The sequence below is a fragment of the Moorena sp. SIO4E2 genome (genome assembly GCF_010671945.1).
Classification (GTDB): Bacteria; Cyanobacteriota; Cyanobacteriia; order Cyanobacteriales; family Coleofasciculaceae; genus Moorena; species Moorena producens.
In genome coordinates this window covers 1-14,327 of sequence record NZ_JAAHIE010000031.1, presented here as the reverse complement: position 1 = coordinate 14,327, position 14,327 = coordinate 1, and the positions used below count along the sequence as shown (strand labels likewise).

Sequence of the window (14,327 nt, the reverse complement as noted above, 5' to 3'; positions counted from 1 at the left end):
CAGCTAATGGTCTGATTAGTCCGCCAACTTCTAACTAAGTACATGTGTATCTGCTGCGCGCAGCAGACACAGCGCGCAGCAGACACAGATAGACTGATAACCCAACGCTATCTTACCGGTCTATCTTACCGGTCTATATGTGTCGAAGGTTGAGAGTTGAGGTGTTGCTCAACTCTGTTAATGACCCCTAGTACGAGAAACAGAGCAAATACTACAGCAACACCGATAGCAGTCCACTTGAAAAAAACTAACTTTGGCCGACCTTTAGCTGGATAACCACAACTGAGGCAAATTTCATCGTTGGTGCTGGTTAAAGACCCACAAACGTTACACTGTTCTAAAGCCATAGTTCTTGGAAATCTCTACCGTCATAAGATAACTGAAAAAATTATCAGGTGGGTAGAGTACTTTGAGCCTTCCTTACCAACTCCTTGATGCCCAAGTTGCTTAGTTCAAGTGGGTAGGTTACAAAAAAATCAGGGCACAAGGGCAAACCCCCAGGTATGAAGCCTGTGACCAATTACCGATTACCCATTCCTAATCATGGCCTCAGGACACAATTTAATTCTGGATCTAACCACAGTTCTAGGGGCTTCTGCTCTGGGAGGCTACCTTGCCAATCGGCTACGTCAACCTGTACTTTTAGGCTATTTAGCCAGTGGTTTATTGGTTGGTCCGTTTGGTCTTAAACTCGTAGGCGAATTAGAACAAGTCAAATCCCTTGCTGAAATTGGGATTGTTTTTTTGTTATTCACCTATGGGGTAGAATTTTCTCTATCCCAGCTTAAACGATTTAAAGATATTGTCCTGAAAGGGAGTTTACTGCAAATTAGTCTCACTATTACCCTAGTTGCAGTTTTAGCCAATGGACTTGGTTGGGTTGACGGATTTACTCCGGGAATAATGCTCGGATTCATCATCTCCCTTTCCTCTACCTCAGTAGTTCTTAAAACCCTGATGGAGAGAGGAGAAACCAATACCCTTCATGGTCAAGTGATGCTGGCAATTTTGATTGCTCAAGACCTTAGTTTAGGTCTGATGTTAGCCGTCATACCCGCCCTTCAGCAGCCCTCAGATATTGGCTCAGCTTTAGTTGTTGCTTTACTCAAAGCGTTGGTGTTTCTAGCTGCTGCTCTAGCCGCCGGTCGCTGGATAGTTCCCCATCTCATTAAATATATTGCCCGCACTGAAAACAGTGAGTTATTTCTCATCACAGTAATTGCCCTGTGTTTAGGGATTGCTTTGATTACTGCTGGACTTGGTCTATCCGTTGAAATGGGAGCATTTGTGGCAGGATTAATGATGGCTGAAATTGATTATGCTGACCAAGCAGTTGCCAAAATAATTCCCCTTAAAGACACGTTTGTATGTCTATTTTTTGCATCCATAGGAATGCTCATTGAGCCAGAAGTGCTGCTCGATAACTTCGGCATAATTATCGGTTTAGTGATGTTAGTAATGGGTGGAAAAGCAGCCATTATCCTACCGATTGTGCTGAAATTTGGCTATTCCTTTAAAACTGCTTTTATTGCTAGTTTTGGTCTCAATCAAATTGGAGAATTTTCCTTTGTATTAGCGGTGGTTGGCTTTGAGTTAGGATTTATCACTAGGGATCAGTATCTACTCCTGGTGGGAACCACAGCAATTACCCTAGTCCTGACACCAATGTCGCTGAGATGGTCTCCCCGAATAGCAGACCACCTGGTAAATCTGCCGTTTCTGAAAAACTACCTGCGTCAGTTTCGGGGCACTAAAGCTTTGTCAATTCCAGAAACGATTTGTAATCATGTGGTAGTGGCTGGCTATGGACGAGTGGGGCGAGTACTGGTCAACATCCTGCGCAATCAAGGGCATGAGGTACTAGTGATTGAAAATAGCGAAGCTGCTATTCAACGATTAAGACATGAAAAAATTCCTTATATGTTTGGGGATGCTCACTCGGAACTGGTGTTAGAAAAAGCCCATCTAGAAAAAGCTAAAGCCCTAGCCATTGCCCTACCCGATCCTGGCAGTACCCGCTTGTTGCTCAAACGTGCCCTCAAGTTTGCCCCAGGACTGGATATTGTGGCTCGTTCTCACAAAAATAGCGAAATTGACCTACTCACCCAGTTAGGGGCGCGGGAAGTAGTGCAACCAGAATTTGAGGCAGCATTGGAAATGGGAGCCCATGTGCTAGTAGCACTGGGAGAATCCCAAGGTATGATTCAGTCTGTGATCAATCGGATTCACCAAGACCGCTATTTGAGTGTACGACCTGAACAAGCTACCTATTCAAAGCAGCAAGACATCACTGATGTTGCTGAAGAACTCCACAGTGAGTGGGTGACCTTGAGTCAAACTTCCCGTCTAGATTGGGTAACTCTGGCAGCAGCAGATATCCGTAACGTGACTGGGGTAACAGTTTTGACAATTCAACAAGGTAATGATATCGTCCACTACCCACAAGGTAAGATGACGTTGCGTTCAGGGGATCGATTGCTAGTTGTTGGGGAACCGGAAGAATTAGCAGCGTTTAGAGACTGGATCGAAAGTCGCAGTTTCCTTAGTGAGGGATCTAAGCATTGGGTAACTTTGGTAGAGAATTCAAGTTTGGTCGGTATGAAGCCAATTGATCTCCAGCATCAATACAATGTGATGGTTCAGGCGTTGCGTAGACAAGGGAAACTATATAATCCGGTGGATGAAGCTGGAGTATTGCAGGTGGGGGATTGTGTGTTGTTGTCTGGGGAATGGGATGAGGACTGAATAATTTGGTTTCAAGACTATGCGATTAGCCCGAAGGGCTACGCTACGCGAACGCATCCTTCGAGCTCCGAATCCCCCGATTTCACATAAATCCATACAGCAAGCAAATTTTTCTCAAACTAATTCTCAAACTAACTAGACACCCTTAGCAAAATACTATATACTATATAATAGTGACATTATGACAGTTGCTTCCTCAGCAACTGATGATCTGGGTGTGCTGTGGGCTGAGAAGTAGGTTCGAGGCAAGACAATATAGACAGCATACCAGGCGTTTGTTTGGCATCAGGGCTAAAGTAGATCAAAGACAGTTAGGTATAAACAAGTCCCATCAGTTCTTGGGTCTGCTTTAGGTCAATAATTGCTTACAATTTCGTGGATCAAGGGATACTGAGTTATTAACAACTTAAGTCCCAGCGAAGTCAGGCAAGTTGAATAGCCTTTTCTGACCAGTCAACGCAATTGAACGAGAATCTAGCTCGACCGTCATGCCGAGCTAGATAAAAGTGGGCTCTCTGCTTATTTTTTTGAGGAGAGGTTTATCCACTATAAATAGTGAACAGGTTTGTGGCACAAAGGGAATTCAGGTTCGTGAATATCCCTACTGCCATACTGCTGCAATGTCTAGAAAGGAGAAACCCGTGTCTGTCGGTATCCTCGGTACCAAACTCGGTATGACCCAAGTGTTCGATGAAGAAGGAAGAGCGATTCCTGTAACCATCGTCCAAGCAGGGCCATGTACTGTGACCCAAATAAAAACTAACCAGACAGATGGCTACAATGCCATTCAAATTGGTTATGACCAAGTCAAGCCTAAGGCAATTAATAAGCCTGAAATCGGACACTTGGCTAAGTCCAGCGCCCCACCCTTACGCCACCTACGTGAGTACCGCGTGGATGATACCAGTAATTTTGAACTGGGTCAGCCAGTCAATACCGATATGTTCAGTATTGGTCAAATTGTCGATGTCAGCGGTAAAAGCATTGGTCGTGGCTTCGCGGGTTATCAGAAACGTCACAACTTCAGGCGAGGACCGATGGCTCATGGTTCCAAAAACCACCGCCTTCCAGGTTCCACTGGAGCAGGGACAACCCCTGGTCGTACCTATCCAGGTAAGAAAATGGCTGGTCGTTACGGCGGTACCAAGGTGACAATTCGCAAACTTGAACTAGTCAAGATAGATCAAGAGCGCAATTTGCTAGCGATTAAAGGTGCAGTTCCCGGTAAACCAGGGACACTCTTGAGCATTGCACCCACTAATAAAGTCGGACGTTAGTCAGAACGAAAAAGCAATTAGCTCCCTCATCGTTAGGTGTAAGCCTGATGTATATGTAACTGTTTATTTTTACTACTAGCACCCCCTAAGTGCTTAAAAGCTAACAGCTAATTGCTAAACGCTTGCTCGCTAAGAAGGAGAGAACAAATGGTAGATTGTTCAGTGCGAAACTGGCAAGGGGAAGAAGTAGGGCAGGCAACACTCCAGATGCGAGTTGCCAAAGAAGAAAACGCTGCCCACATTGTTCACCGGTCACTGGTGAGACAAATGGCCAATGCTCGTCAAGGCAATGCTTGTACAAAAACTCGTTCCGAAGTTAGAGGTGGAGGACGCAAACCTTGGCGACAAAAGGGAACCGGTCGTGCTCGTGCTGGTTCTAATCGTTCACCCCTATGGCGTGGTGGTGGTGTGATCTTTGGTCCGAAACCCAGAGACTATAGCCAGAAAATGAACCGCAAAGAGCGTCGCTTGGCTCTGAGAACAGCGTTTATGAGTCGAGCAGAGGATTTGATTGTGGTAGAGGAATTTACTGAGCAACTACCACGACCCAAGACCAAGGATTTGGTGGCAGCAATTGGTCGTTGGGGAATTGAGCCTGAGTCAAAAGTTCTCCTAATCCTAGCTCAGCCAGAAGAAAAGGTTTATTTGTCAGTCCGTAACCTAGCAACTGTCAAGTTGATTTATGCCACCAACTTGAATACCTATGATATCCTGGCCGCTGATAAAATCGTGACAACTAACACGGCTCTTGCCAAAATTCAGGAGGTTTACAATGACTGAGTATAACCCCCGTGACCTTGCTGATTTGGTGATTCGCCCAATTGTGACTGAAAAGGCGACCCTACTGATGGAGCAGAACAAGTATGTCTTTGATGTGATTATCAAAGCGACAAAGCCACAAATTAGAGCCGCGATTGAAAGTCTTTTTGAAGTGAAAGTGGTGGCAGTAAATACCCTACGTCCGCCACGGAAAAAGCGTCGAGTGGGAAAATTTGTAGGTTACAAAACCCAGTACAAACGGGCGATTGTTACCCTAGCTCCAGGAGATTCGATTACTCTATTCCCAGACGTATAAAACTGGCTAATTGCTAATTGCTAATTATTAATTTGGTTAATTGCCAATTGGTAGATTGTCAATTGTTAAGACAAACTAGTCAAGACAAACTAGTCAAGACAAACTAAGTAAAAAATACTTGTTATGGGCATCCGTAGCTATAGACCATACACCCCAGGCACTCGTCAGGGTACTGTCTCAGACTTCGCTGAGATTACTCGGACTGAGCCAGAAAAATCCCTAACCAAGTCTAAGCATCGTAAAAAAGGTCGCAATAATCGCGGTGTTATTACCTGTCGCCATCGCGGTGGCGGACATAAACGTCTATACAGGGTAATTGACTTCCGCCGGGATAAGCACAATATTCCGGCAAAAGTGGCAGCAATTGAGTATGACCCCAATCGGAATGCTAGGATTGCGCTTCTCTACTATCAAGATGGTGAAAAGCGATATATCCTGCATCCTGTGGGTTTGGAAGTGGGGTCATCCATTATATCTGGGCCTGACTCTCCCATCGAAATAGGCAATGCCTTGCCCCTAAAGGATATTCCCTTAGGCACCAACGTGCATAACGTTGAACTGATCCCAGGGCGAGGAGCACAGATTGTCCGTGCAGCCGGAGCAACTGCTCAAGTGCAAGCTAAAGAAGGTGACTATGTCACCCTAAAGCTGCCGTCTAGTGAAGTCAGGATGTTGCGTAAAGAATGCTACGCCACTATTGGACAGGTCGGTAATGTTGAAGCCAGAAACTTGAGTTTAGGTAAAGCTGGTCGCAATCGACATAGAGGCCGTCGTCCCCAAGTAAGGGGCAGTGTAATGAACCCGGTAGATCACCCCCATGGCGGTGGTGAGGGTAGAGCTCCTATTGGTAGAAGCGGTCCAGTGACCCCCTGGGGGAAACCAGCCTTGGGAGCCAAAACTCGTAAGGCCAAAAAGCAAAGTAGTTCTTTAATTGTCCGGCGTAGGCGGAAATCCTCTAAGCGAGGGCGCGGTGGTCGCGATTCTTAAGGAGTTGAACGTTAAAGTTAGCAGGTTAAACGTTGTAAATAGCAACTAATCACTACCAACTAGCAACTATTAACTACCAACTAACAACTAAAAACTAACGAGCGTTGAATTATGGGTCGTTCATTAAAAAAAGGTCCTTTTATAGCCGATAGTCTTCTGACTAAGATTGAAACCTTGAATGCTAAAGGTGAAAAACAGGTGATTAAAACCTGGTCAAGAGCCTCGACCATTGTGCCGCAGATGGTTGGTCACACCATTGCCGTTCATAACGGGCGGACACATGTACCAGTTTTTATCAATGAGCAGATGGTAGGTCATAAGCTGGGCGAATTTGCCCCGACTCGAACATTTCGGGGACATGTTAAGGATGGTAAGGCCCGTCGTTAAAGTGATTAGTTCAGTAGTTAGTAGCTATAAAGAAAGCAAATGATGGAACGATGGCGATAGACACTACAGCAGAAACTAAAGCGATCGCACGCTACATTCGGATGTCTCCAAGTAAAGTGAGGCGAGTACTTGACCAAATTCGGGGGCGTTCCTATCGGGAAGCTCTGATCATTCTGGAATTTATGCCCTACCGGGCTTGTCAACCAGTCTTGAAAGTACTACGCTCCGCTGTTGCCAATGCTGAACACAATGCAGGGATTGACCCAGCTAGCTTATACATCACTAAAGCTTTTGCGGATATGGGACCAAGCTTGAAGCGGTATCGACCAAGAGCTCAAGGTCGTGCTTATCAGATTCGCAAGCCAACCTGCCATATCACGGTGGCTGTTTCTCCAGAAGTAGATGATTAGTTAGTGAGTTGATTGAGCATTACCAAGGGTGAACACTAATAGCGCTATGGCTAGATAATAGGGAAAGAAAAGAACAGTGGGACAGAAAATACATCCAATTGGTTTTCGGCTAGGTATCACGCAAGAGCATCGCTCTCGCTGGTTTGCCGACTCAAAGCGTTATCCGCTTCTGTTGCAGGAAGATTATCAAATCAGACAATATGTTGACAAAAACCTCAATAATGCTGGAATTTCCGACATCCGGATTGAGCGCAAAGCTGACCAGATTGATTTAGAAATTCATACAGCTCGACCTGGAGTAGTTGTTGGTCGTGGTGGCAGTGGTATTGAGTCTTTGCGTGTCGGTCTGCAAAAATCCCTGGGCAACAATCGTCAGATTCGTATCAATGTCGTGGAAGTATCACGGGTGGATGCAGATGCTACCCTAATTGCCGAGTACATTGCCCAACAGCTAGAGCGCCGAGTTTCCTTCAGACGAGTGGTTCGTCAAGCAATTCAGCGGGCTCAGCGGGCTGATGTCCAAGGGATTAAAGTTCAGGTAGGTGGTCGGTTAAATGGAGCTGAAATTGCCCGAACCGAGTGGACTCGTGAAGGACGAGTGCCCCTCCATACCCTCCGGGCAAATATTGACTATTCCTACAAAACGGCCCAAACCATTTATGGAATTTTGGGCATTAAAGTTTGGGTGTTCAAAGGGGAAGTGATTCCCGGTCAAGAAGAAAAGCCTACCCCTAACACAGCTCAACCTCGTCGCCGTCAGCCAAAACGCCGCCAGCAGTTTGAAGACCGCTCAAATGACTAGTAATGACTCACTAGTATTTTGAAAATTGCTTGCTTGTTAATTGTCAGTTTTCAATTTTCGATTTTCAATTAACAAAGAACAAATTATGTTAAGTCCAAAAAGAACAAAATATCGCAAACAGCACCGGGGACGAATGAAGGGTATGGCCACTCGTGGCAGTACCATTAACTTTGGTGATTATGCCCTGCAAGCCACAGAACCAGCTTGGATTACCTCCCGCCAAATCGAAGCAGGTCGTCGGGCAATGACGCGCTACGTTCGTCGTGGTGGCAAAATCTGGATTCGAATTTTCCCAGATAAACCAGTCACCATGCGTCCAGCAGAAACTCGTATGGGTTCTGGAAAAGGTTCCCCAGAGTTTTGGGTAGCAGTAGTTAAACCCGGTCGGATTATCTATGAAATCGCTGGGGTAAGCGAAGAGGTGGCTCGGGAAGCCATGCGTCTGGCTGCGAACAAATTTCCCATTAAATTGAAGTTCATTTCTCGTGAAGGGGAACAGGTATAAGCTATGGCTCTGCCCAAGATAGAAGATGCTAGAAGCCTGAGCGATGCCGAACTAGAGCAGGAAATCTTAGCAGCTAAGCGTCAGTTGTTTGACTTGCGCCTGCAAAAGGCAACCAAACGCTTAGAAAAACCTCACCAGTTTAAGCATCTTAAGCACCGAATCGCTCAGCTAATGACAGTAGAACGAGAACGCCAACTCGCTAAACAGAAAGAATCAACAGATACCTCACAAAGTGATACCCCACAATCAGAACAAAGTGATACCCCACAATCAGAATCAGAAGCATAAGGAATAGTATGGCAGCAAAAGAGAGAGTTGGCCTGGTGGTCAGCGACAAAATGAACAAAACTGTGGTGGTGGCTATTGAAAATAGGTCTCCCCACCCAAAGTACGGCAAAATTGTTGTGCGTACCAAGCGATACAAAGCTCATGATGAGGAAAATAAATGTAAAGAAGGCGATCGCGTTCGGATTAGAGAAACACGACCACTGAGTCGTACCAAACGCTGGATGGTTGCTGAAATCGTCAGTAGTTCCTCAAAATAGCGAGTTAACCCTAGTCGATGTGGGTTTTCCACGACCTACCAATGTGCGTGAGATCTCGGAAGAAAATCCTTTCGGAATTGGAAACTTAGCAATGTTTAACTAATAACTCGTTTAACTCATAACTCATTACTCTATTAGAGGAGGAACACTGATGATTCAACAAGAGAGCTACCTAAACGTTGCTGACAACAGTGGAGCCAGAAAAATAATGTGCATCCGCGTTATTGGTGCAGGAAATCGGCGCTACGGCGGTGTGGGTGATGTAATTATTGGTGTGGTCAAAGATGCCATTCCAAATATGGGCGTCAAAAAGTCAGATGTAGTTAGGGCTGTGATTGTGCGCACCCGCAAGGGGCTACGTCGGGAAAGCGGTATGAGTATTCGCTTTGATGACAACGCAGCAGTAATCATAAACCCAGATGGCAATCCCAGAGGGACCCGCGTTTTTGGCCCTGTAGCGCGGGAACTGCGAGAGAAAAACTTCACAAAAATTATATCCCTTGCTCCGGAGGTACTCTGATGCCAATTAAACACCAGAAGGCACAAACTGATACCCCATTACGCTACAAAATGCACGTTAAAAAGGGCGACACGGTACAAGTGATTGCCGGTCGAGATAAAGGCAAAATTGGAGAAATTTTGCGGACGCTACCCAAAATTAGCAAGGTAGTAGTCAAAGGAGTTAACGTCAAAACTAAGCATGTCAAGCCTCAACAAGAAGGTGAGAAAGGTCAAATTGCTACGTTTGAAGCTCCAATCCATAGCTCCAACGTTATGCTTTACTCGAATAAAGAAAAAATTGCTAGCCGCATCTGCTATACCTTTACCGACGATGGTCGGAAGGTGCGGATGCTCAAAAAAACTGGTGAGATTATTGACTAATTATTCAGTTACTAATGGCTAATGGTCAATGACCAATGACTAATAACTAATGACAATTGCCCTGACCAAGCCCAGGGAAATCAAAGGAAAAAAACTATGACAAAAGGGTTAAAAATCCTATACCAGGAAACAATAGTCCCCAAATTAAAAGAGCAATTCGGTTACAAAAACATTCATCAAGTACCGAAATTAGTCAAAGTTAGTCTTAACCGAGGATTAGGAGAGGCATCTCAAAATGCCAAGGCTCTGGAATCATCGGTAAACGAAATTGCCATAATCACCGGTCAAAAACCGGTGGTCACACGAGCAAAACAAGCGATCGCGGGTTTTAAAATCCGTGCCGGGATGCCTGTTGGTGTCACGGTTACCCTCCGTTCAGAGCGTATGTACTCCTTTCTAGAGCGGCTAATTAACTTAGCCCTACCAAGAATTCGGGACTTTCGGGGTCTTAGCCCTAGAAGCTTTGACGGTCGTGGTAACTACACTCTTGGGGTGCGAGAGCAACTCATTTTTCCAGAAGTAGACTACGACAGCATCGATCAGATTCGTGGTATGGATATTACCATAGTCACCACTGCCAACACTGACGAAGAAGGTCGCGCCTTACTCAAAGAGATGGGAATGCCTTTCCGGGATAAATAAGCCTGTAATCATAGGAAGGAACAATGCCGGCAAACGACACAATTGCAGATATGCTGACCCGCATTAGAAATGCCTGCTTGGTTCGGCATCAAACAACAAATGTACAATCAACTAAAATGACCCGGGCGATTGCCCAAGTACTCAAAGAAGAAGGCTTTATTACTGATTTTGAGGAAGCAGGCGAAGGGGTCAAAAAATACTTAGTTGTTTCCCTAAAATACAAGGGCAACAATCGCAAACCAATTATCAGAGCCCTGAAGCGGGTGAGTAAACCTGGATTGCGAGTTTACTCCAACCGTAAAGAACTGCCAAGAGTCTTGGGAGGGATTGGGATTGCTATTATCTCTACTTCTAATGGCATCATGACCGACAGGGAAGCAAGGCGTCGGGGAATTGGTGGTGAAGTTCTGTGTTACGTATGGTAAAGGATGAAGCATGAAGGATGAAGGATCTACTAAGAGCCGTCAGCTGACTCGCTACTTAAAAATCTAGGCTTGCCAGCTATCAGCTGGAAGCCCCTGTAGATTAGAGCATCAGTTCGAGCAATAATCAGCTCAGTATATGCCAAACGGTCCTTGGGCCAACCTAGGATTGATCGGATTAGCTGATTAACCAATTCATGACATACTTCATACTTCATACTTCATACTTTATATTTCATACTTCTTTAGTTAGGAGGATAATTTTATGTCACGTATTGGCAAGCGCCCTATACCAATTCCCAGTAAAGTTACTGTAACAATAGACGGTCAACAGGTGAAGGTCAAAGGTTCCAAAGGTGAACTGGATTGGGTTTTGCCAGATACAATTAAAGCTGAGCAAGTTGGTGAAACTGTACAGGTTTCCCGGCGCGAAGAAACCCGAACCGCCCGTGAAAGTCATGGTTTGTCTCGCACTTTGGTTGCCAACATGATTGAGGGAGTCTCCAAAGGGTTTGAAAAACGTTTGGACATTCAGGGAGTCGGTTATCGAGCTCAAGTGCAGGGTCGTAATCTGATTTTAAACGTTGGTTACAGCAAGCCAGTGGAGATCGTTCCTCCTGAGGGGATTCAAGTCAAAGTTGAAAACAACACCAACGTGATTGTCAGTGGCATCAACAAAGAAGTTGTAGGCAACACAGCTGCAAAAATTCGTGCAGTTCGACCCCCAGAAGTCTATAAAGGTAAAGGCATTCGATATGCCGGTGAAATAGTCAGACGTAAAGCTGGTAAAGCAGGTAAGAAGTAAACTATGAAACTTACTCGAAAAGAATCTATACGACACAGACATAGGCGGGTACGCCGGAAAGTCAGTGGTACTGCTGAACGCCCAAGATTAGCTGTATTTCGCTCTAATGAGCACATTTATGTGCAAGTTATCGATGACAATCAGCAACATACCATAGTGGCAGCTTCAACTTTAGAACCAGCTCTGAGATCTGAAATCAAATCTGGAGCCACCTGTGAAGCCTCAGCTAAAGTGGGTCAGTTGGTTGCCCAACGAGCACTAGAAAAAGGTCTCAAGAAAGTGGTCTTTGACCGTGGGGGCTACCTATATCATGGTCGTGTCAAAGCTTTAGCAGAAGCTGCTCGTGAAGCAGGGCTAGATTTTTAGTAAATGCTAATTGACAATTAACAACTGAAAATTGAAATTAACAGTTAAAAATTAGCAACTATAAATTAGCTAATCTTTGAATACTTACTATCATGATTTAATTTCTAGCGAACTATGGCAAATCGTAGAAAAAACAACCGCTCTAAAGAAAAAGAAAGTAATTGGCAAGAGCGGGTTATCCAAATCCGCCGCGTTAGTAAGGTGGTCAAAGGGGGCAAAAAGTTGAGCTTCCGGGCCATCGTAGTTGTAGGTAATGAAAAAGGTCAAGTGGGGGTTGGTGTAGGCAAAGCCAGTGATGTAATTGGTGCTGTCCGTAAAGGAGTTGCTGATGCCAAAAAGCAACTCATTGATGTACCCTTAACCAAAACTAATTCCATTCCTCACCCATCTAGAGGTAGGGCGGTGGGAGCCAAAGTAATCATGCGACCTGCTGCTCCCGGAACTGGGGTAATTGCTGGGGGTGCTGTGCGCACAGTACTTGAGTTAGCTGGAGTTAAAAATGTCTTAGCTAAACAGCTTGGTTCCAATAACCCCCTCAATAATGCTAGAGCAGCAATCAACTCTCTTGATTCCCTACGCACATTTTCAGAGGTGGCTCAAGAACGAGACATTCCCCTTGAACAAATCTATGCATAAATTAAAAACCAGGTAGCTAGAAATAAAAGTAATATGCTCAAGGTTGACGGTTTAGCGTCAGCCGTCAATCTTAAAAAAAACATTTTCACCCTTACAAAAAACGATCGATGAGAATCAATGATGCAGTCCCAAAAAAAGGCTCCAAAAAGCGCCGACGCCGTGTAGGTCGTGGCATTGCCGCTGGTCAAGGGGCTAGCTGCGGTTTTGGAATGCGTGGTCAAAAATCCCGTTCAGGTCGAGGGACAAGACCTGGTTTTGAAGGGGGTCAGATGCCCTTATATCGCCGTATCCCCAAGTTAAAACACTTTACGGTCATTAACCCCAAACATTACACTACAATCAACGTAGGTAAGTTGGCCTCACTTCCCGCCAATACTGAGGTAACTTTGGAATCATTGTTGGAGACAGGTGTGGTCACCACCAATGATGGTCCATTGAAACTACTCGGTGATGGGGAGCTGAATGTGCCACTCAATATAAAAGCTGCTGCCTTTACAAGTGGTGCCCGCCAAAAAATCGAGGCGGCTGGTGGCAGCTGGGAAGTTATAGCTAAGTAACCCCTTTAGCCCTTATGCTCCTGTATCTTCAAGAGGTACCTTAAATGACTGTCAGTCGAGACAAAGCCCCAACTGCTCAAGAGACGTTTATGCAAATGGCTCAAGCGGCTGGCCTTAGAGGTCGGCTGCTTGTCACCGTTGGTTTGTTAATTTTAGCCCGCTTGGGTGTCTTTCTTCCTGTACCAGGAATTGATCGAGCCAGATTTTCAGCAGAACTCCAGAATAGCCCGTTTGTAGGTCTTTTGGACTTTTTCTCTGGTGGTGGTTTTTCCGCCCTAGGGATTTTTGCCTTGGGAATTTTGCCTTATATTAATGCTTCGATTATCCTACAACTGCTAACGGCAGCAATTCCTGCTTTAGAAAATTTGCAGAAAAACGAAGGTGAAGCAGGGCGTCGAAAAATCGGTCAGATTACCCGTTATGTTGCCCTAGGCTGGTCTGTGATTCAAAGTATTGGCTTATCGTTGTGGGCACAGCGCTTTGCTGTTGAACCAGGCGCATTCTTCGTGTTTGAAACTGTCCTTGCCCTCACGGCTGGCTCTATGTTCGTGATGTGGCTATCAGAGTTAATTACCGAACGAGGCATTGGCAACGGAGCTTCACTGTTGATTTTTGTCAATATTGTTGCTGTTTTGCCCCGCACCTTGGGTCAAACCATTGAACTGGCTCAGACCGGCGGTCGAGAAACAGTGGGTAAGGTAATTGTGCTGCTGTTAGTTTTCCTAGTCATGATTGTCGGTATTGTCTTTGTGCAAGAAGGCAGCCGACGCATTCCGATTATTACTGCCAGACGTCAAGTTGGTAAGCGCCTTTACCGGGAGCGGAAAAATTATTTGCCCCTAAGGCTAAACCAAGGTGGCGTGATGCCAATTATCTTTGCTTCAGCCGTCTTAATCCTACCCACATCTCTAGCTGGGATAACTAGTGGCGATAATAGCAATGGATTGTTAGCCCCAATCAATCAAGTTCTAATTCAGATTGCCAATTATCTCAACCCCAATGGTCAAACTCCTTGGGTCTATGTTGCTGTCTATTTAGTCTTGATTTTGTTCTTTAGCTACTTCTACGCCTCCCTGATTATAAACCCAGTAGATATGTCCCAGAATTTGAAGAAAATGGGGGCGAGTATCCCTGGTATTCGACCAGGAAGGGCTACCAGTGAATATATAGAGAGAGTTTTGAACCGACTGACCTTATTAGGAGCAATTTTCCTAGGACTGGTAGCTGTAGTACCAACTGCAGTCGAAAGCGCCACTGGTGTAACCACATTTAGGGGATTAGGTG

Annotated in this window: 21 protein-coding genes; 20 read left to right on the top strand and 1 reads right to left on the bottom strand. The window is 45.3% G+C overall.

The features are described from left to right. Positions 1 to 125: 125 nt before the first annotated feature. Positions 126 to 347 carry a hypothetical protein gene (locus F6K37_RS06240; protein ID WP_287248939.1) on the bottom strand — a complete coding sequence of 74 codons (222 nt, stop codon included), beginning with the start codon at positions 345 to 347 and terminating at the stop codon, positions 126 to 128. Positions 348 to 543: 196 nt separating this feature from the next. On the opposite strand from F6K37_RS06240, the gene F6K37_RS06235 reads away from it, so the two are divergent. The 20 genes from F6K37_RS06235 to secY form a co-directional block, all read left to right on the top strand. Continuing rightward, positions 544 to 2,745: a cation:proton antiporter domain-containing protein gene (locus F6K37_RS06235; protein ID WP_287248936.1), complete on the top strand. Its 2,202-nt coding sequence runs from the start codon at positions 544 to 546 to the stop codon at positions 2,743 to 2,745. 641 nt (positions 2,746 to 3,386) lie between these two features. Continuing rightward, positions 3,387 to 4,022, top strand: a complete 636-nt coding sequence (rplC, locus tag F6K37_RS06230; protein ID WP_287248933.1) for a 50S ribosomal protein L3 — start codon at positions 3,387 to 3,389, stop codon at positions 4,020 to 4,022. 147 nt (positions 4,023 to 4,169) lie between these two features. After that, entirely contained in the window at positions 4,170 to 4,802 is a 633-nt protein-coding gene (gene rplD, locus F6K37_RS06225; RefSeq protein ID WP_008191222.1) for a 50S ribosomal protein L4, read from the top strand. Next, complete coding sequence (locus F6K37_RS06220) at positions 4,795 to 5,097, top strand: 50S ribosomal protein L23 (protein WP_070390686.1); 303 nt, start codon at positions 4,795 to 4,797, stop codon at positions 5,095 to 5,097. The genes rplD and F6K37_RS06220 overlap by 8 nt, the downstream gene beginning before the upstream one ends. 123 nt (positions 5,098 to 5,220) lie before the next feature. After that, entirely contained in the window at positions 5,221 to 6,084 is an 864-nt protein-coding gene (gene rplB, locus F6K37_RS06215) for a 50S ribosomal protein L2 (RefSeq protein WP_008191218.1), read from the top strand. Between the two features lie 111 nt (positions 6,085 to 6,195). After that, on the top strand, positions 6,196 to 6,471 hold the full coding sequence (gene rpsS, locus F6K37_RS06210; protein ID WP_008191216.1) for a 30S ribosomal protein S19: 276 nt from the start codon (positions 6,196 to 6,198) through the stop codon (positions 6,469 to 6,471). Positions 6,472 to 6,521: 50 nt separating this feature from the next. Further along, on the top strand, positions 6,522 to 6,881 hold the full coding sequence (rplV, locus tag F6K37_RS06205; protein WP_008191214.1) for a 50S ribosomal protein L22: 360 nt from the start codon (positions 6,522 to 6,524) through the stop codon (positions 6,879 to 6,881). A gap of 76 nt (positions 6,882 to 6,957) precedes the next feature. Next, positions 6,958 to 7,683: a 30S ribosomal protein S3 gene (gene rpsC / locus F6K37_RS06200; protein ID WP_008191211.1), complete on the top strand. Its 726-nt coding sequence runs from the start codon at positions 6,958 to 6,960 to the stop codon at positions 7,681 to 7,683. A gap of 85 nt (positions 7,684 to 7,768) precedes the next feature. Then, positions 7,769 to 8,188 carry a 50S ribosomal protein L16 gene (gene rplP / locus F6K37_RS06195; protein ID WP_044495712.1) on the top strand — a complete coding sequence of 140 codons (420 nt, stop codon included), beginning with the start codon at positions 7,769 to 7,771 and terminating at the stop codon, positions 8,186 to 8,188. Positions 8,189 to 8,191: 3 nt separating this feature from the next. Continuing rightward, positions 8,192 to 8,476, top strand: coding sequence for a 50S ribosomal protein L29 (rpmC, locus tag F6K37_RS06190; RefSeq protein ID WP_008191208.1), 285 nt, complete (start codon positions 8,192 to 8,194; stop codon positions 8,474 to 8,476). 8 nt (positions 8,477 to 8,484) lie between these two features. Next, on the top strand, positions 8,485 to 8,733 hold the full coding sequence (gene rpsQ, locus F6K37_RS06185) for a 30S ribosomal protein S17 (RefSeq protein ID WP_008191205.1): 249 nt from the start codon (positions 8,485 to 8,487) through the stop codon (positions 8,731 to 8,733). A gap of 151 nt (positions 8,734 to 8,884) precedes the next feature. Beyond that, complete coding sequence (rplN, locus tag F6K37_RS06180; RefSeq protein ID WP_008191203.1) at positions 8,885 to 9,253, top strand: 50S ribosomal protein L14; 369 nt, start codon at positions 8,885 to 8,887, stop codon at positions 9,251 to 9,253. Continuing rightward, positions 9,253 to 9,615, top strand: coding sequence for a 50S ribosomal protein L24 (rplX, locus tag F6K37_RS06175; RefSeq protein WP_287248919.1), 363 nt, complete (start codon positions 9,253 to 9,255; stop codon positions 9,613 to 9,615). The genes rplN and rplX overlap by 1 nt, the downstream gene beginning before the upstream one ends. Before the next feature lie 96 nt (positions 9,616 to 9,711). Beyond that, positions 9,712 to 10,257, top strand: coding sequence for a 50S ribosomal protein L5 (rplE, locus tag F6K37_RS06170; protein ID WP_008191199.1), 546 nt, complete (start codon positions 9,712 to 9,714; stop codon positions 10,255 to 10,257). Between the two features lie 23 nt (positions 10,258 to 10,280). Then, a complete protein-coding gene (rpsH, locus tag F6K37_RS06165) occupies positions 10,281 to 10,682 on the top strand; it encodes a 30S ribosomal protein S8 (RefSeq protein WP_008191196.1) in 402 nt (133 codons plus the stop codon). A gap of 262 nt (positions 10,683 to 10,944) precedes the next feature. Further along, entirely contained in the window at positions 10,945 to 11,484 is a 540-nt protein-coding gene (gene rplF, locus F6K37_RS06160) for a 50S ribosomal protein L6 (RefSeq protein WP_008191191.1), read from the top strand. Between the two features lie 3 nt (positions 11,485 to 11,487). Further along, positions 11,488 to 11,850 carry a 50S ribosomal protein L18 gene (gene rplR / locus F6K37_RS06155; protein ID WP_287248916.1) on the top strand — a complete coding sequence of 121 codons (363 nt, stop codon included), beginning with the start codon at positions 11,488 to 11,490 and terminating at the stop codon, positions 11,848 to 11,850. Positions 11,851 to 11,964: 114 nt separating this feature from the next. Further along, complete coding sequence (gene rpsE / locus F6K37_RS06150) at positions 11,965 to 12,486, top strand: 30S ribosomal protein S5 (RefSeq protein WP_008191187.1); 522 nt, start codon at positions 11,965 to 11,967, stop codon at positions 12,484 to 12,486. 107 nt (positions 12,487 to 12,593) lie between these two features. Then, positions 12,594 to 13,043 (top strand): 50S ribosomal protein L15, encoded by a 450-nt coding sequence (rplO, locus tag F6K37_RS06145; RefSeq protein WP_008191185.1) that lies wholly within the window; start codon positions 12,594 to 12,596, stop codon positions 13,041 to 13,043. Between the two features lie 44 nt (positions 13,044 to 13,087). Then, positions 13,088 to 14,327 (top strand): preprotein translocase subunit SecY (secY, locus tag F6K37_RS06140; RefSeq protein WP_287248911.1); only part of this gene is annotated, 1,240 nt, incomplete at its 3' end.